At 51.2% G+C, this 16,447-nt stretch carries 18 protein-coding genes; 15 read left to right on the top strand and 3 right to left on the bottom strand.

What is annotated here, in order from left to right:
* Positions 1-84 precede the first annotated feature (84 nt).
* The 5 genes from GWK74_01125 to GWK74_01145 all read left to right on the top strand — a co-directional run bounded on the left by GWK74_01125 (position 85) and on the right by GWK74_01145 (position 4,225).
* Complete coding sequence (locus GWK74_01125; protein QHU90125.1) at positions 85-801, top strand: hypothetical protein; 717 nt, start codon at positions 85-87, stop codon at positions 799-801.
* Positions 802-909: 108 nt separating this feature from the next.
* A complete protein-coding gene (gene rpsB, locus GWK74_01130; protein ID QHU90126.1) occupies positions 910-1,638 on the top strand; it encodes a 30S ribosomal protein S2 in 729 nt (242 codons plus the stop codon).
* Position 1,639: 1 nt separating this feature from the next.
* Entirely contained in the window at positions 1,640-2,236 is a 597-nt protein-coding gene (gene tsf / locus GWK74_01135; protein ID QHU90127.1) for a translation elongation factor Ts, read from the top strand.
* A 170-nt stretch (positions 2,237-2,406) separates the two neighbouring features.
* Positions 2,407-3,774, top strand: coding sequence for a hypothetical protein (locus GWK74_01140; protein ID QHU90128.1), 1,368 nt, complete (start codon positions 2,407-2,409; stop codon positions 3,772-3,774).
* An 88-nt stretch (positions 3,775-3,862) separates the two neighbouring features.
* On the top strand, positions 3,863-4,225 hold the full coding sequence (locus GWK74_01145; protein ID QHU90129.1) for a hypothetical protein: 363 nt from the start codon (positions 3,863-3,865) through the stop codon (positions 4,223-4,225).
* Positions 4,226-4,279: 54 nt separating this feature from the next.
* Here the strand turns inward: GWK74_01145 and recF are convergent, their stop codons facing one another.
* Both recF and GWK74_01155 read right to left on the bottom strand, forming a co-directional pair.
* Positions 4,280-5,335: a DNA replication and repair protein RecF gene (recF, locus tag GWK74_01150; protein QHU90130.1), complete on the bottom strand. Its 1,056-nt coding sequence runs from the start codon at positions 5,333-5,335 to the stop codon at positions 4,280-4,282.
* A 14-nt stretch (positions 5,336-5,349) separates the two neighbouring features.
* The gene (locus GWK74_01155) at positions 5,350-6,006 is read right to left on the bottom strand and encodes a hypothetical protein (GenBank protein ID QHU90131.1); all 657 of its coding nucleotides are present in this window, start codon (positions 6,004-6,006) and stop codon (positions 5,350-5,352) included.
* Between the two features lie 121 nt (positions 6,007-6,127).
* Between GWK74_01155 and GWK74_01160 the strand changes: the two genes are divergently transcribed.
* From GWK74_01160 to greA, 7 genes are all read left to right on the top strand, one after another.
* Entirely contained in the window at positions 6,128-6,682 is a 555-nt protein-coding gene (locus tag GWK74_01160) for a ribosome recycling factor (GenBank protein QHU90132.1), read from the top strand.
* Positions 6,682-7,098, top strand: coding sequence for a hypothetical protein (locus GWK74_01165; protein ID QHU90133.1), 417 nt, complete (start codon positions 6,682-6,684; stop codon positions 7,096-7,098). The genes GWK74_01160 and GWK74_01165 overlap by 1 nt, the downstream gene beginning before the upstream one ends.
* A complete protein-coding gene (uppS, locus tag GWK74_01170; GenBank protein QHU90134.1) occupies positions 7,091-7,786 on the top strand; it encodes a di-trans,poly-cis-decaprenylcistransferase in 696 nt (231 codons plus the stop codon). The genes GWK74_01165 and uppS overlap by 8 nt, the downstream gene beginning before the upstream one ends.
* Before the next feature lie 2 nt (positions 7,787-7,788).
* Positions 7,789-8,955, top strand: coding sequence for a PDZ domain-containing protein (locus tag GWK74_01175; GenBank protein QHU90135.1), 1,167 nt, complete (start codon positions 7,789-7,791; stop codon positions 8,953-8,955).
* A gap of 3 nt (positions 8,956-8,958) precedes the next feature.
* A complete protein-coding gene (locus GWK74_01180) occupies positions 8,959-9,792 on the top strand; it encodes a CPBP family intramembrane metalloprotease (protein QHU90136.1) in 834 nt (277 codons plus the stop codon).
* 1 nt (position 9,793) lies between these two features.
* Positions 9,794-11,044: a prolyl-tRNA synthetase gene (locus GWK74_01185; GenBank protein QHU90137.1), complete on the top strand. Its 1,251-nt coding sequence runs from the start codon at positions 9,794-9,796 to the stop codon at positions 11,042-11,044.
* A gap of 174 nt (positions 11,045-11,218) precedes the next feature.
* Positions 11,219-11,674 carry a transcription elongation factor GreA gene (greA, locus tag GWK74_01190; protein QHU90138.1) on the top strand — a complete coding sequence of 152 codons (456 nt, stop codon included), beginning with the start codon at positions 11,219-11,221 and terminating at the stop codon, positions 11,672-11,674.
* 22 nt (positions 11,675-11,696) lie between these two features.
* Here greA and GWK74_01195 read toward each other — a convergent pair whose 3' ends face one another.
* Positions 11,697-12,086 carry a hypothetical protein gene (locus GWK74_01195; protein QHU90139.1) on the bottom strand — a complete coding sequence of 130 codons (390 nt, stop codon included), beginning with the start codon at positions 12,084-12,086 and terminating at the stop codon, positions 11,697-11,699.
* Positions 12,087-12,384: 298 nt separating this feature from the next.
* Here GWK74_01195 and GWK74_01200 point away from each other — a divergent pair, with 298 nt between their 5' ends.
* The 3 genes from GWK74_01200 (at position 12,385) to GWK74_01210 (ending at position 16,442) form a co-directional block, all read left to right on the top strand.
* The gene (locus tag GWK74_01200) at positions 12,385-14,124 is read left to right on the top strand and encodes a DUF2207 domain-containing protein (protein ID QHU90140.1); all 1,740 of its coding nucleotides are present in this window, start codon (positions 12,385-12,387) and stop codon (positions 14,122-14,124) included.
* Positions 14,125-14,126: 2 nt separating this feature from the next.
* Positions 14,127-15,080 (top strand): DUF21 domain-containing protein, encoded by a 954-nt coding sequence (locus GWK74_01205; GenBank protein ID QHU90141.1) that lies wholly within the window; start codon positions 14,127-14,129, stop codon positions 15,078-15,080.
* Between the two features lie 72 nt (positions 15,081-15,152).
* Positions 15,153-16,442, top strand: a complete 1,290-nt coding sequence (locus GWK74_01210; protein ID QHU90142.1) for an FtsX-like permease family protein — start codon at positions 15,153-15,155, stop codon at positions 16,440-16,442.
* Positions 16,443-16,447: the final 5 nt, after the last annotated feature.

Genomic DNA, 16,447 nt, shown 5'->3' on the forward strand with positions numbered 1-16,447 from the left:
TTAAAAAATATTGTTATGTACTTGACAAATCAAGAGAGAGAGTATAGTTGACTCCGATAGCTAAAAACCAAGGAGTTACACGACATGGATAAGGAAAGGCAGCCAAATATTTGGGGTGGGCATAATCTCAACCGGTTGGCAGAGGAAGCGTTTCGGCGCAATGAGGAAAAAGAGAAGGCGCAGGCTGTTGGTGAAATACTAAATTACCCCGACCGTAATGAGGCAAATACTATAGGTTTTCTATCTGAGAACACATTGTCGCGCCTTAGCTGGGCACTTAGCAAGGTTTTTGAAGTGAACTTCGCTTCTGGTTCTTGCGATACTGTGAAGGTAAAGCTGTTTAATCCCCACGAACGTGTCGTCGACAACTCTCTTGTCGTGCCAATGGAAGTAAATACTTCAGTTGTAGCACTTGATGCTTATGGGCCTGGCTCTGTTGGACGAGACGGGGCAAAGGTTGGTTCGATTTTATTATTTAAGCTGTCGGCTCGCCTTATTGATGAGCCGGTGCCGGATATGACGGCAAAGGACTTAGCGTGGGGTGATAATTGTACGTATGGTGTTCTTGTGGGCGATAGCGCAATTGACTATTTTGAGATTGTTCAAACGAGTGGCGATGTCGTTCAGTCAGAGCTGCGCCGTAAGGATCCAACAGAGGAGAATGGTCAATCTGTCGAGGCGCAAGTCGTGACGCCGGGGCAGGATAGACTTATTGTTAACGAGCTTTCCTCTTCAAGTAATGAGGCACTTGAACTCGAGCAAGAGTTAGATAAGTTCATAGTGTCTCGCTCTGCTCAGTAACGGATTGCTTTTGGTGTCGACTCGTGTTAAAATGACGAGGTAACTAAATATAACGACACAGCCCGTCGCAGCTCCAAAAGTGGCGGGCGAGGAAAAAGGAGTAATCTAATGTCTGTAATAGTAGACATGAAAGCTTTGTTTGAAGCTGGTGTTCATTTCGGACACAAAACCAGCCGCTGGCACCCAAAGATGGCGCCATACATCCATTCAAAACGCCAGGATAGCCATATCATTGATTTGGCAAAGACAGCTGAGGCGCTAGGGAAGGCGCTGCCGGAGCTGACAAAAATCGCCGCTAGCGGTAAGAAGGTACTGTTCGTCGGTACGAAAAAACAAGCTAAGGATGTGGTGCGCCAGGCGGCCGAGAGCATCAATCAGCCGTACGTAGTTGAGCGCTGGATCGGCGGTATGCTGACCAATGGCGCAACGATTGCCCAGCAAATTAAAAAACTGAAAAACCTCGAGAAGCGTATGGCGTCGGGCGACCTGGAAAAGCGCTACAACAAGCTGGAAGTGCAGCGTTTCCAGGAGGAGATTGATAATCTGAATTTCAAATACGGCGGTATCAAGAACCTGATGGGCAAGCCGGGCGCCGTAGTTGTGGTTGACGCGCTGACTGATGCCAATGCAGTGCGCGAGGCGGAGACTTTGGGCATCCCAGTATTTGCCGTGGTTGATACCAATGTCAATCCAACGGGCATCGACTATGTCATCCCAGGTAACGACGATGCGATCAAGAGTATCCAGCAGCTGCTGGACTACTTCACGGCGGCCGTAGCTGAGGGCGCGGGTAGCGTGAAGGCTGAAGAAAAACCAGTGAAAAAAGAGGAGAAATAGGATGGGAGTTTTAGTTGACGACATTAAAAAGCTGCGCGAGTTAACTGGCGTGGGCTTGACTGATGCAAAGAAGGCGCTGGTCGAGACTGATGGCGATTTTGACAAGGCGCTGGAGGCGATGCGCAAAAAAGGCTTGACCAAGGCAGAGAAAAAGGGCGACCGCGAAGCGCGCGAAGGCTTGATCGAGAGCTATGTGCACTCGGGCCGAATTGGCGTGGTGGTTGAAGTGAACTGTGAAACCGACTTTGTGGCCCGCTTGGATGATTTCAAGACGTTGGCGCACGAAATTGCTATGCAGATTGCAGCCATGAGTCCGAAGTATGTTTCTGAGGCGGATATTCCGGCTGAAGAAATGGAGCGAGTGAAGGCAGAGCTGATGGCCAGTGAAGCACTTGCAAGCAAACCCGAAGAGATGCGCGAGAAGATCGTTGAAGGTCAATTGAAGAAGCATTTTGTTGAGCAAGTGTTGCTGGGCCAGGCATACATTTTGGACGATTCTAAGACAGTTGAGCAGCACATCAAGGAGGCGATCGCTAAACTCGGCGAGAACATCGTGGTGCGCCAGTTTAGGCGAATTGAGCTGGGCGTGAGCGAGTAGCTCTGAGCTTATTCGGGTGTCGTTCATATCTAGCTAGACCCCTGGTGCTAGCATATTGATCCGTAAGGGTGTTAGGATTTTATGTGTTGACAATATATTAAATCTGTGATAGTATAAAGCACAGGATTAACTACAGTGATATTAAAATATATGAAGAATATGAGGTTTGTATGCATAAAATGAGCCCCGAATCAAGCGTAAAGCAACAATCGTCGCAGGAATGGACTATATTGACGACGCCCGGCGGAAATCTTCCATCTACGTGGAGCGAGCAGGCTAGTCGTACGCTCAATACTGCCGGAGGGGCGCAACTTGGTGAGGGTCAGAATCCTGGTCCTGATTTTCGAGAACCTACACCAATGGAAGCAATGGACGGCTGGAGCGCTGCTGCGTTACCAGAGAGCAAGACTCAAGGATGGGTTGATCCGTTTGAGCAAACACCAGGTGGTCGTCGAGAGTCTTTGGCAAAACGAATTGTTGGTGGCCTGAAAGGCTTAGGAGAAAAACTAGCAAATCATGGCGGAGCGGCAAAGAGAAAGATTGGTGAAGTATTCAATAAGGCAGCTGAGACTGGGAAGAGTCTAAAAGAGACTATCGGTCAGGCTGCTCAGAGTGCTAAGGAGCGTCGTGCTGAACGCCGTCAGCAACGCGAGGAGGCTCGCAAGAACCGTGAAAATGAGTTGGCTACAAAAAGGCAGGAGCGTCAGGAGCGGGCCCAGAAGCGCAAAGAGGCGGCAGGCGAACGCCGCGAGGCAGCCAGGAATGACAGAAATGCTGAAGTTGAGGATTTGCGAAAAAGGGCTGGGCTCAGAGAAGAGATCGTAGCCATAGAGGGTAAGCAGAGGGGTGCTGATACAGAAATCGCTGGAACAAAAGCAGAGATTGAAGCAATGTCGAGTGGCGAACTGGCGAGCGCATTTGAACGCCTCACGGCGGCGCGTGAGGCGTACGAGAGCAGTAGGCACCCAGTTGGTTCTCTCAAAAATAATCAACTGGCGTTAGCAGAAAGCATAGCAGAAAGTGCATGGCGAGTCGCCAGCGGTCAAGTCGAGATGCTCAAGCTTAGCTTGCAAGAACTTGAGATGAAACAGCAAAGTCTTGAGAGTCAGCGCCAAGAGGCTCTTGATAAGATTCATGAGATAAATGAGCGGCGAGGTGAGCGTATAACGGCTGCCAAAGAAAGGCAGGAAGCACGCCGCGAGGCGCGCCAGGAAAAGCTAGCGGGTGTAAAGGAGGTGATCGGTGATGGTTTTCAGTCTGCTGGTGAGCGGGTCAGCGCCACTGCCGATCGGTTAGGTAAGGCAGCTGGCCGTGCAGCCGAGCGAATCGGTGAGGTGCGTACTACCGCGGCACAGCGACTGCGGGACATCGGTAGCTACCTATCACGTCCGGTTGCTTTCATGGGGCGTAAGACAAAAGAAACGCTCACGGCAACAGGTGAGTTCACCCGACGGTTCGGTAGGGCAGCTGTTGCAGGTCATGTAGCGTTCACACAGGAGATGCAGAATCCAAATCCTAGCGTGGGTGACAGAGCCTAGTTCTAACGAGATAAATAGTAGGTAGGCCACTTGTCGAGGAAAATGATACAACAGTTGAGATAACTGATAAAATAAAAAAGGATAGTTTATGAATAACGACAATACACCACAGGTTAATCTTGATGAGGCGCTGATCACGGTTGATCAGCTACGAGAGATGGGTCTTAATCTGCCAGAGCAGCAACTGCAAGAGTTGGCTGTTCACGTGCAAGATACGATTAATGAGCGGATTGGCGAGGAGGCTGTAGAGTCTCTAACAGGTGAACAGCTGGAAGAATTAATCACAATGCAGGATAATGGTGTGTCAGGTGATCAGATTGGTGAGTGGTTGCGTACACGAGTGCCGGATTACGAGCAGATAGTTGAAGATAATACGATGATTGTGCTTGGCGAAGTTGTCGATGATATTGACGCAATTCAACAACCAAAACCTGAAGCCGAGCGAGAGTGAATAATATCGTCACGCTTAGCTTAGCATGATACATCCCGCCAAAATGGCGGGATTTTAGCGCGTTGAGATTATCAAACAATCATCCCTCTGGTGGCGGGCGTCAGTGGTGGTGACGATGAATTGATGGTGCTGGATGGTCTCTTGGAGGAGTTTTTCACGGGTGGCGTCCAGCTCGGAAAAGACGTCGTCTAGGAGGATCAGTGGCCGCGATTGGCTGATCTTCGTTTGCAGTTCCAGCTCGAGCAGCTTGAAGGCCAGCATAATGGTGCGCATTTCGCCGCGTGAGGCGACTTTGATGGCTGGCTGGCTGTGGAGGAAAATAGTAAAATCTTCGCGGTGCGGGCCGGCCGAAGTATGGCCTGTAGCGATCTCATAGTCGCGAGCACGCTGTAGGCGGTCGAGAAGTGCTTGTTCGTATCGATCAAGCGATGTACTGGCTTGATAGGTGGCTGCAAAAGCTGTTTCGTGTCCCGCCAGCGCTGCATATAAACTACTCAGCGCCGCCTCGTGTTTAGCCAAGAATTCAGCGCGGGCTTGGGCGATGTGAGCCGCTAGCTGGACGAACTTAATATCCCAGGCAAAGAGATGATCGCGCCAGTTTTGGGTCGTCTCGTGGGGGTGTTTGAGTAGTTCATTGCGCTGGAGCAAGGTTCGGTGAAAGGCACGGAGCGTGGCTTCGTATTGAGCATCCAGTCGCGACAGCATACCATCCAGAAAATCCCGCCGCCGTGATGGCGAGGAAGAGATGAGTCGTAGTTCGCTCGGCTCAAACAGAACGACCGGCAGGCGATGTTTACGGGGAAGGAGTTTGCTGCGGCTATCGTTAATCGTAAATTCTTTGCTTATCGTGCCGTCGGCTGTGCGGAGCAGCTGGAGGCGTCGAGAGGTGTTGTCGGTTTCGAGATGGATGATGGTTTGTGTTTGGTTGTGCTGCATACAGTCGGCGAGGCTGCCGCGAAAGCTGCTGCCGCGGAGGGCGACGTATATCGCTTCGAGCAAGTTTGTCTTGCCCGTACCGTTTGGTCCAACGATGACGGTGCCGCCTGGCGCCAGTGTCGTCTCATAAAGGCCGTAGGAGCGAAAATGATATAGTTTAATGTGTGTTATCACTGATGATAATTATATCACGTGGCTTCTTCTGGCGAGGTTAGTTCCGCATAAGGATCGGCGACCCGTCGGAGATTTTTTTGGTCTTCTGGATCGATGAGTTCTGGATGAGAGAGAATGCTATGTTTGATGTGGGTTTCACGCAGCGAAAGGGGACGTTGCATGTCTCTATATTCGGGCGGTAGGTCTTGCTCGCTGCCACTAGTAATATCGTTTTTGATGACACATTCCCATGTGTCGGGCGTGCTCTCGATGAGCTCAACATGGTGAGTGCCGGTGACGCCCAAGTAATCAATAGGCATTGGCGGAAATTCAATGGTGGCTCGTGGCGTCTCGGGGTGCTCCTCTATATACCAGGCTTCTGCACGGCGGATGGTGAATTCCTGTCCCTCGTATCTAACTTTTACGGTCTTGAAGCCGTCGGAGCGTTCTTTGTCGGCATCAAGAGTGTCGTTGTTTTCAGCGGCGATTGCGGTAGCCTCATCAAAGAATTGATTACTCTCGTCTTGGTCGCCTGGTGTTTTCACGTCGCCAGTAGGCTCGTTGATACCATCCGGGAGATTACCGTAAAGGTCTGCATTATAGCCACTGTTGCGTGCTGCAATTTCCTCAGGGTTAAGCGGCGGCTCTTTCGTCTCATCAGTTCGCTTTAGTCGCTCAATATCGTAGGCCATCTTCTAAGTTTCTGTTTAATTATACGTTAACGTTTTGATTTTAGCATGAATATTTGGATAAGTCAAGCAGACAACCCCGTCAACAGTCTGCTATAATGGATGACAGATAACGGGAGGAAATATGTTTGACACACAACCATATGAGGATAAAATGGCGCAGGCGTTTAGTCATTTTCAGGACGAGCTGAAAAAGGTGCGGACAGGCCGGGCGCACGCCGGGATGCTGGACGGCGTGATGGTGGAGGCGTACGGGACGCGGATGCCGTTGAACCAGGTGGCAAATGTGACGGCGCCGGAGGCGCAGATGCTGCTGGTGACGCCGTTTGATCCGAGTAATATTACGGCAATTTCGGCAGCGATTCGCGATAATCAGAGCTTGGGCTTTAATCCGTCCGATGACGGTCGGGTGGTGCGCGTGCCGGTGCCAGCATTGACTGAGGAACGCCGCAAGCAATTAGTCAAGCAAGTGAGCGAAAAAGTCGAAGAGGCGCGAATCGCTATGCGGACGATTCGCCAGGATGCCCTGAAGGAGGCCAAGCGGATGAAAGACGCCAAGGAGCTCGGCGAGGACGATCTCAAGCGGGTTGAGAAAGAGATTGACGCGCTGATGAGCACGATGCAGACGCAAATTGACGACGCGTTTAAGGCAAAAGAAAAGGATGTGTTGACGGTTTGATGAGTCAGACATTTGCCGAGCGCGTGAAAGAATTAGGGCTGCCGCTGGATCAGATTATCATCATCGGCAGTGGTATTTTGGATCAATTAGGAATTCGTCAGTCCACTGATATTGACGTGGCGGCTGGTCGAGTGGTATTAGAAGAAATTGCTCGTAACAATGGCTGGGTCAGAAAGCTTGATACAAATCAACGCCGGTATTTGGTGAAGCATGATGGATCGGTCGAGATCTGGGACGGCTGGGAGATTGACGGGCGAATTGTTGAGTACGACGAGCTACTGGACTACGCGGTGGAATATGACGGTGTAAAGTTTGTTAATCTAGATTTTCTACGGCGCTGGAAAAACTGGCGCGGGCGCGAAAAAGATATCCAGGATGTGAGGTTGATTGATGAGTGGAGGGCGAAACATGAGTGAAAAAACAGAATTGCCGAGGCACGTTGGTTTTATCGTTGACGGTAATCGCCGTTGGGCGAAGCAACACGGGCTGCCGGCTTATGAGGGGCACTTGGCGGGATACAACAGCCTGAAGGATGTGCTACTGGAGACGTTGCGCCGTGGCGTCAAGTATGCGAGTGCGTATGTGTTCAGTACAGAAAATTGGAAGCGCTCCGAGGAGGAGGTCGGGCATTTGATGGGTCTGCTGCTCAAGGTGCTGGAGTCGGACGTGCCGATATTTTTGGAGCACAACGTACGGATGCGGGTGATTGGTTCGCGCGAGGGGCTGTCAGAGACCTTACGAAAAGCGATTGAGCGGGCCGAGGAGCGAACGCGAAATTTGACGGGTGGCGAGCTGCTTCTGTGTCTCAATTATGGCGGACATTTAGAAATTGCTGATGCGGTTAAAAAAATTGTTCAGTCGGGCGTGGCGGTCGGAGATGTGACGCCAGAACTGATCGCTCAGAACTTATATGCGCCAGAAGTACCGCCGTGTGACCTTATCGTACGAACAAGCGGCGAACAGCGATTGAGTAATTTCATGCTGTGGCGGGCGGCATACAGTGAGCTAATGTTCATCGAGAAAAACTGGCCGGACATGACGATAAAAGATGTGGAGTTCATTCTGGAGGAGTACAAAAAACGTAATCGGCGCTTTGGAGGGTAATAATGGTGTTCATTGGAATTTTGGTTGGGCTGATCATATTAGTTTTGCTGGTGGTGGTGCACGAATTGGGTCACGCGATCGTGGCGCGGCGTAACGGTGTGGTGGTTGAAGAATTTGGTATCGGCTTTCCGCCAGCTGCAAAAAAATGGCGGCCTAAAACGAGCTTTCTCGGCAAGAATGTGGTGTTTAGTCTAAACTGGCTGCCGCTCGGCGGGTTCGTCAAGCTGAAGGGCGAATACGATTCGGCCGAAGGTGCGGGGACGTATGGCGGCGCTACCTTTTGGGTAAAGACCAAGATTTTGCTAGCCGGCGTGATGATGAATTGGCTGACGGCCGTCCTGCTGTTTATGATATTGGCGTTGGTGGGGATGCCAAAAATTTTACCACAGCAAGCGGTGCTGCCATTTGATTCACGGGTGGAGCGTTCAGCACTGACGGTGGCGCGAGTGACGCCAGGTTCGCCAGCGGAGAAAGTTGGCCTTCAGCGTGGTGATGAGGTGCGAAAGATCGGCGACCACGGCGTGACAACGCCGGCGGAGCTGTCGGCAGCCACGAAAGCGCAGGCTGGCCGCGAGGTGACGATTGAGCTGGCGCGCGGCGGTCAGACGCTCACCAAGCAAGTCCGGCTACAAACTGCTGAGCAAGCAAAAAATGGCGGCTACCTCGGTGTTGGCCCGCAACAGACAGAAACAATTCACAGTACCTGGTCGGCGCCAATCGCAGCAGTGGTGACGACGGGGCAATTGACGTATGAGACAGTGGCGGGCATTGGCTCGATCCTCATAAAAACGGTCAACGGGACGATCGGACAATTAGTTGGCCCATCAGAATCTCGCCAGGCGGCCAAGGCTGATCTGGCGGCAGTTGGCGAAAGCGTGGCCGGGCCGGTCGGCATCTTGGGCGTGCTGTTTCCGTCAGTGCTGAGCTCTGGTGTGACGCAAATTTTACTACTGGCGGCAATCATTTCGCTGACGCTGGCGGTGATGAATGTGCTGCCAATTCCAGCGCTAGACGGCGGGCGGTGGTTTACGATGGCAGGCTTTAAATTATTCAAGAAAAAATTGACCAAAGAGCGCGAGGAAACGATTCAAGGCATCGGTTTCTTGGTGCTAATGGCGCTGACGGTTTTAGTGACGTGGAGTGACATCGCGAAGGTATTAAGGGGATAAAATATGAGAAAGTGGGCGAGAAGTGAAAAAACCCAGTCGACAAAGGGGCGGCTGAATAAACATAATTGGTGGCTGCTCATCGTGCTGCCAGTGTGGACGTATGCGGCGTTCTGGATGGCGCAGTTAATCGTGCTCGGCCTAGTGTGGGCGCTTAGTCATGTTGGCGTGCCGCTTGGTTCGGTGAATGAGGTGCTGCTGAACGCGACGGGATCGGTTGTTGTGTATGTACTGGCGGTGACCTTGGTGGTGGGCCTGCCGTTTTATATTCGTCGTCGCCGGACGACGCTGAAGGAAATGGGAGTGACCGATTGGCCGTCGTGGTGGGACGTGGTGATTACACCGGCAGCCTTTATTGTATACACGATTTGTTCAGCGGTGTTTTTAACAGTGGTGACTAAACTGATAGCAATTGATATTCACCAGCCGCAGGCACTGCCATTCTCGCAGTCAATGCTTGGTACTCAGTGGCAATATATCGCGGCATTTATGACGATAGCAGTGTTGGCGCCAGTGGCGGAGGAGCTACTATTTCGCGGTTATTTGTATGGTAAATTACGGCGGACGGCACCAGTTTGGATGGCGGTTTTGATCACCAGCCTGACGTTTGGGGCGGCGCATTTGTGGGGAGGCAGCGGGTCACTGCAGTGGGCGGTCGCGGCAGACACCTTTGTACTGAGTATCGTGATGAGCCTGGCACGTGAGTATACCGGCGCGATCTGGGTGCCAGTTTTGATGCATATTGCGAAGAATAGCGTCGCCTTTTATGCGCTGTACGTTAATCCAAATCTTTTAGAGCAACTAAAGTCAGCGCTACTGCCGCTCATCGGAGGAATATAAGATGCGAATGAGTCAACTATTTACGAGGACAGCCAAGACCGCGCCAGCGGACGAAGTCTCGAAAAATGCCCAGCTCCTCATCCGGGCGGGATTTGTGTATAAGGTGATGGCTGGGGTGTACGCCTATACGCCGCTGGGGCTGCGTGTGCTGGAAAACATCAAACAAATTGTCCGCGAGGAAATGAATGCGATTGGTGGCCAAGAGCTGATCATGACGAATTTGCAGCGCCGCGAGACTTGGGAGGCGACTGGTCGCTGGAGTGATGAGGTGGTCGATGTGTGGTTTAAAACTCGCTTGCAAGACGATACTGAGCTGGGGTTGGCATGGAGTCATGAAGAAGCGATCATGGAAATGATGCAGCAATATGTCAAAAGCTATAAGGATCTACCGGTCAGCGTGTATCAGTTTCAGACCAAGCTGCGCAATGAACTCCGATCAAAGAGCGGTATTATGCGTGGCCGCGAATTTGTCATGAAGGATATGTACAGTCTGCATGCCACACAGGAGGACATGGATCAGTATTATGAGCGGGTTATCGAGGCGTATAAGCGCTGTTATGCGCGGTTTGGCATTGGTGACAGTACATTTGTGACGTTTGCTGGTGGCGGGGCGTTCACCAAGTTTAGTCACGAGTTCCAGACGATATGTGAAGCTGGTGAGGATACACTGTACGTCAATACTGACCAGACGGTAGCTGTTAACGAAGAAGTGCTAGATGATGCTACTAAGGAATTGGGTATCAGTAGAGATGATCTGCTGCCAGTTGTCAGTGCAGAGGTGGGTAATATCTTTAAATTTGGTACCGAAAAAGCTGAACAAATGGGCATCATGTACACCGGTGAAGATGGCAAGCAGCATCCGATTTACCTTGCAAGCTACGGCATTGGCATCACGCGGGTGATGGGTGTGATTGCCGAGAAAATGTCGGATGATAAGGGGCTGGTCTGGCCGGAGAATATCGCGCCGTTCAAGATCCATGTGGTAGCAATTGGTGATAAGGGTCAGGCGCTAGCGAGTACACTATATACCGAGTTGGCAGAAAAGGGTGTGGAGGCGCTACTGGATGATCGGGCTGAGCGGCCAGGCGTCAAGTTTGCCGATGCGGAGCTGATGGGGCTGCCGTGGCGGATTACGATTGGTGAGCGGACAATTGATGGTGACGGACTGTTCGAATTAACTGAGCGGGCGACTGGCGAGACGAAGAAGCTGGATTATCAGCAACTCGTCGCCTTTTGTTTGGAGCGCGGGTGATCACGTTGTCTGGCATATGCGACGGAGGCCAGATTGCACCAGGGGCTCCGTCATGTATTGACATGGTTTGGGGTGATTGCTATACTCGTAAAGACTTAAATAACCATATGGATAAGCGCTATATATAGCACTTTTTGTTTTTGTAGACGCTATATATGGAGTGAGGAGAGTAACATGAATAAGGTATATCAGATTACCGAGAGTGGTCAATGTGAACTAGAGCGAGAGCTGGAGGAGCTAAAAAGTCGGCGCGGCGAGATCGCTGATAAAATCGCGGCGGCGCGGGATTTTGGCGATTTGAGCGAAAATGCAGAGTACGATGCAGCGCGTGAGGCCCAAGGGTTGCTAGAAACGCGCATCACCGAGATCGAAACAATTTTGCAGAATGCGAGCATCATCCAGGCTGGCAGCAGCTCAACAGTGACACTGGGTAGTACGGTAGAACTGGAGGCGAACGGTAAAGCAGTGGTCTATACCGTCGTTGGACCGGTCGAGGCAGATCCGCTAGAGGGGAAGGTCTCGAATGAATCGCCGATTGGCCAGGCGCTGATGGGCAAGGCGGTTGGTGATACGGTAACGATCAGCACGCCAAAGGGTGAGTTGGCGTATACGGTGGTGGCGCTGCGGTAGCCGGGCGGAACAACCGAAGGGCTTACTGCTCGTCAATGTCTGCTGGTTGGTGATAGATGGCTTGAATTATCTTGGGGCCTAGCTTGGTTTCTACAGCTTGACGCGCCTGCTGTCGTACTTCTTCTAATGTCAGTTGCTGAGACCCACTTCCAGATAACTGTTTGAGAATGATGTCATCTCGTACTGGCAAGTTCTGCTGGTTAAACTGCTTCATGATTGTTTCTGCTGGTGTAGTACTGGTTTTTGGATGGTAAAACCTATTGATTGCTAAGACGACTCGACCGAGACTTCTTGGTATATCTCTAGAAAGTCTGTCGGGGTGACGCGCCAGTCTTTTGAGTCTATTCTCAAGTCTGCGAGCGCGCCACGGGTGTTTACTACGGAGTAAATCAGCCACATTAACCACATTCATTAGGGTACGGAGTGGATAGGCTGGGGGCTCTGTCCTGCCTCTTAGTTCTGCTACCCACGAACGGGCGTCAAGGTAGAGCCCCTTTGCTTGATTTGGATCGTCACAGTGATCGGGCAAGCTCATTTCCCATGAGGACGTCGAGGTCTCTGGGGGGCGTCGGGGTTTCATCTCTTGTTAGCAGCGTATCCATACCAGTTTTGAGCATCGTTCTCCATTATCCAATAAACGCTTCATCTTTGCAATACCATTGGATAATGTTTGTTAAAAGTGCGTTGGCAATAAGTGATATAATTAACATATGAAGCGGTTTTTCTTTGGGATGGTCGCGGTGATGGTGCTGTTGGTTGGGTTCGGGTCAACGGCACAGGCGACAAATAATTTTACGATTAGTAATTATACTGTCGACATGGAACTGGGGCGCGATAGTGAACAGCGTTCGACACTGCGTACCAAATTGACCATTACTGCGGATTTTCCGCCGCGGCAGAACCATGGTATTGCACCAGTGTTTGTCAAGAAGTATAACGGACATCCGACTCACTTTACGCTGGAATCAGTGACGGATGAGCGAGGTGCGCCGCTGGAGTATACGTGGCATAATGATGAGCTGAGAATTGGTAATAAAGACACCTACGTCAAGGGTAAAAAGACCTATGTCATTACCTATACGCAGCGGGACGTGACGAAATTATATCACGATACGGGTAAACAGGAGTTTTATTGGGATGCGATCGGTACTAACTGGCAGGTGCCAATTCAGTCGGCATCGGTGACGCTCAAGCTAAGTCCCGAGCTGGTGGCTGCTAAACGAACGAACCTCCAGTGCTATCAGGGTCGGTTTGGTAGTAATCAGCGCTGCGAGGTACGTGAACAGGGCGATACGTTGACGGCGACAGCCCGCGCACTGCCAAAGATGGCTGGCGTGACGGTCGCGGTCGGATTTATGCCGGGGACATTTGCGGCATATCAGATGTCATTCATGGAACAGCTGATTGATTGGTGGGCGAAATTGCAATTGGTGTTGCTGGCGGTGGTGCTGATATTGGCGGGGGTGATCATCGTGGCTTATTATCGGTCGATTGGTCGCCGTAAAGAACTGGAGCCAATTCCGCCGGAGTATTTGCCACCGCGAGGTACGAGCGTGACGACGTCGGCCAAGCTGGTGCAGCCGTTTCATATGGTCAAGGGGTCGGTGATGGCGGCACAAATGATAGACCTAGCGGTGCGTCATTACATTCAGGTTATCGAGGTGAAGCCGCGCGCTATGTGGCGAGCGGCTGAGTATGAAGTGAAGGTGATACAGGACCCGGGTACGCTTCTCGTGGAAGAGCAAAAACTCTTGCGGGATATATTTGGGCGCTGGCCAGCGGTTGGTGATACGCTTAACCTTAAGACACTGCGGAATAACGCTGCCTATGCCAAGCGTATCCGTAATAACAAGGAGCGCCTCGATAAGCGAATTGCTGGGGCGTATGGGCTAAAGGCGCGCGAGCCGCAACACACCCGACGATTTCGACGGTATGCGATAATTATCAGTATTTTTGCGGTGCTATTGCTGTCGCCGGTGCTCTTGGTGCTGGCGGGGATGGTGTTTTGCCTGTCGTTTGGTAAGGTACTGACCGACAAGGGCCTGGCGCTCAGGCGGCATCTGGCGGGCCTGAAGAGGTACATTGGCGTGGCTGAGGTCGAGCGTTTGCAGATGCTTCAGAGTCCTGAAGGCGCAGAAAAAGTAAAGGTTGATGCTAGTGATGAGAAACAGTTGGTGAAATTGTATGAGCGGGTATTGCCGTATGCAGTGTTATTTGGACAGGAAAAAGAATGGAGCAAACAATTGGGCAAATATTATGAGCAAGTTGGTGAGCAGCCGGATTGGTATAATGGCCAGGGTGCATTTAATGCAGCGGCGTTTGCGGCAGGCATGAATAGCCTGTCAAGCACAGTCAGTAGTGCAAGCGATTATTCTTCGACCTCTGGCGGCTCAACTGGCGGCGGCTTCGCTGGCGGTGGAGGCGGCGGCGGTGGAGGCGGCGGCTGGTAATTATGCCTGATATTTTGTTGTTGGTTATGGCGGCAGTTCTGCTGGCTCTGTCGGGTGCGTTTTCGGGGTTGAATATCGGGCTGATGATGGCGCGGCCGGATGACTTGAAGCGTAAGGCTAGGCAAGGCGACGCTATTGCGGCGCGGGTATACCGCTACCGCAAGGATGGCTATTATCTGATATTTTGTATTTTGCTGGGTAATGTTGGCGTGAATACCGCGATGTCGATTTTGCTGGGTAATATGACAAACGGCGTGATCGGCGGGTTGATTGCCACATTATTGATCACGATGTTTGGTGAGATTTTACCGCAGGCGATTTTTACTCAGCGCGGCTATCGTTTTGTACGGCATTTCTTTTGGCTACTGGATGTGATTTATGTGCTATTTTGGCCGCTGGCTCGGCCGATGTCGAAGCTACTGAACCGCTGGCTAGGCAAGGAAACGCCGCAGCTGTATTCACATCAGGAGTTGGAACAGATTATTCATGAGCATGCCGCGCGGTCGGATAGCCCAGTCGATTACGATGAAAGCCGGATCGCGGCGGGTGCGCTACAATTTAGTAAAAAGACAGCTGGTGATTTGGTGACGCCGATGGATGAGGTATTTACCGTGGATTTGGGTGATGAGCTGGACGCAACGCTGCTGGCCCAGATCAAACACGCTGGACATTCGCGGATCCCAGTGCGGGCTGATGGGCGGCTGGCGGGGATTTTATATGTCAAAGATGTGGTGGGGCGCGAGCTACCGCTACCGATTAGTCAACTGTACCGTGATAAGATCCATGACATCGACGCGCGGTCGCGGCTGGACACGGTGCTCAGTCGATTTATCCAAACGCGTAGTCATTTGTTCGTGGTGATGGATGACGAGAATGAGCTGGGTATCATCACGCTAGAGGACGTGATCGAAGAGATTTTGGACCAGGAAATTGAGGATGAATATGACGAGAAATAGTAAATAGCTTGACTTTTTATAGTACCTTGTATAACATAGTACTATGTATACTGAAAATGCAAGGAGCATAGTATGAGGAGAATCGACATCATTAAGCGGGCGGGGCGGAATCTTCGCCAGTCAAAAGGCCGGACGGTTTTGACAGCGTTGGCGATTTCCGTCGGGGCGTTTACGATTGGCTTGGCACTGATGGCTGGTGAGGGTGGTCGACTGTACACCAATAGTATAGTTGACGCGGCTGGCGATAAAAAAGTAATTATGGTCAATAAAAAGATTGAAGCAGATAAGAAAGATAAATTACCAGAATATGGCAATTCGGCAGAAGAAGCTGACAAAAATAAAGCATCGGCGGCGCGCAGCAAATATTTGCTCAACGACAAGGATTTGGAAAAGATCCGACGAACACCGCACGTAAAAACGGTAACACCGGCGTATTCGACTGATGGCGTGGCGTATGCTAAGAGTTCAGCAAGTGATAAAAAATTTGCACTGACGGTGGGTGTTAAAATGGATAGGACTCGGGCAGAATTGGCAGCAGGAACCCTGGAGGATTTTATGCCAAAACCGGGCGAGATTATCATCCCGGATGATTATGTGAAACAGTTAGGCTTTAAGGATGCGCAGTCGGCGATTGGCCAGACGATAACCTTGGGCGTGCGTAGCGCAGCGCGGGGTGGTAATGTTGCCAAAGAGGTATCATTCAAGATCGCGGCAGTGGATAAAAAGTCAGACACTGTTTTGTTTTATGAACCAATGTTGAGAATTTCAACAGCTGATGCTAAGGCTATCTATGAATTTAGCCACGACAAGAGCCAACCACATCAGTACTCAACGGCGATTGCTATGGTGGATGACGAGAGTAACGTTGATGCTGCTAAAGATGTGATTGGCAAAGACTATAACGCGTACTCAATTCAGGATATTCGGAAGGCGCTACTAACGATGGTTAATGTAGCACAGGTGGCATTGGCAGGATTTGGTGGCTTGGCGCTGCTCGCTAGTGTGTTTGGAATTGTGAATACTATGTATATTTCGGTGTTGGAGCGTACCAGTCAAATTGGTCTAATGAAGGCGCTGGGGATGCGTGGCCGCGATATCGGTAAATTATTCCGCTATGAGGCAGCGTGGGTTGGTTTGCTGGGCGGCTTGATTGGCGTTGGGCTGGCGAGTTTAGTGACGTTGCTGAACCCAGTAATTACCAGTGCCTTAAAATTAGGCGTTGGCACGAATCTTCTAGTAATTAATCCGCTGCACATTGGTTTGCTGGTGATTGGTCTGGTGGCGATGGCGGTAATTTCTGGCTGGCTGCCGAGCCGCAAAGCGACAAAATTAGACCCAATTGAGGCATTAAGGACGGAATAGGAGAA

The sequence above is a fragment of the Candidatus Saccharibacteria bacterium oral taxon 488 genome (assembly GCA_010202115.1).
Taxonomy (GTDB): Bacteria; Patescibacteriota; Saccharimonadia; order Saccharimonadales; family Saccharimonadaceae; genus Nanosynbacter.

Bases quoted from the DNA above. Each gene is read 5' to 3' on its own strand.
- GWK74_01125 (QHU90125.1), top strand. From the start codon at position 85: ATGGATAAGGAAAGGCAGCCAAATATTTGGGGTGGGCATAATCTCAAC.
- rpsB (QHU90126.1), top strand. From the start codon at position 910: ATGTCTGTAATAGTAGACATGAAAGCTTTGTTTGAAGCTGGTGTTCAT.
- tsf (QHU90127.1), top strand. From the start codon at position 1,640: ATGGGAGTTTTAGTTGACGACATTAAAAAGCTGCGCGAGTTAACTGGC.
- GWK74_01140 (QHU90128.1), top strand. From the start codon at position 2,407: ATGCATAAAATGAGCCCCGAATCAAGCGTAAAGCAACAATCGTCGCAG.
- GWK74_01145 (QHU90129.1), top strand. From the start codon at position 3,863: ATGAATAACGACAATACACCACAGGTTAATCTTGATGAGGCGCTGATC.
- GWK74_01155 (QHU90131.1), bottom strand. From the start codon at position 6,006: ATGGCCTACGATATTGAGCGACTAAAGCGAACTGATGAGACGAAAGAG.
- GWK74_01160 (QHU90132.1), top strand. From the start codon at position 6,128: ATGTTTGACACACAACCATATGAGGATAAAATGGCGCAGGCGTTTAGT.
- GWK74_01165 (QHU90133.1), top strand. From the start codon at position 6,682: ATGAGTCAGACATTTGCCGAGCGCGTGAAAGAATTAGGGCTGCCGCTG.
- uppS (QHU90134.1), top strand. From the start codon at position 7,091: ATGAGTGAAAAAACAGAATTGCCGAGGCACGTTGGTTTTATCGTTGAC.
- GWK74_01175 (QHU90135.1), top strand. From the start codon at position 7,789: ATGGTGTTCATTGGAATTTTGGTTGGGCTGATCATATTAGTTTTGCTG.
- GWK74_01180 (QHU90136.1), top strand. From the start codon at position 8,959: ATGAGAAAGTGGGCGAGAAGTGAAAAAACCCAGTCGACAAAGGGGCGG.
- GWK74_01185 (QHU90137.1), top strand. From the start codon at position 9,794: ATGCGAATGAGTCAACTATTTACGAGGACAGCCAAGACCGCGCCAGCG.
- greA (QHU90138.1), top strand. From the start codon at position 11,219: ATGAATAAGGTATATCAGATTACCGAGAGTGGTCAATGTGAACTAGAG.
- GWK74_01195 (QHU90139.1), bottom strand. From the start codon at position 12,086: ATGAATGTGGTTAATGTGGCTGATTTACTCCGTAGTAAACACCCGTGG.
- GWK74_01200 (QHU90140.1), top strand. From the start codon at position 12,385: ATGAAGCGGTTTTTCTTTGGGATGGTCGCGGTGATGGTGCTGTTGGTT.
- GWK74_01205 (QHU90141.1), top strand. From the start codon at position 14,127: ATGCCTGATATTTTGTTGTTGGTTATGGCGGCAGTTCTGCTGGCTCTG.
- GWK74_01210 (QHU90142.1), top strand. From the start codon at position 15,153: ATGAGGAGAATCGACATCATTAAGCGGGCGGGGCGGAATCTTCGCCAG.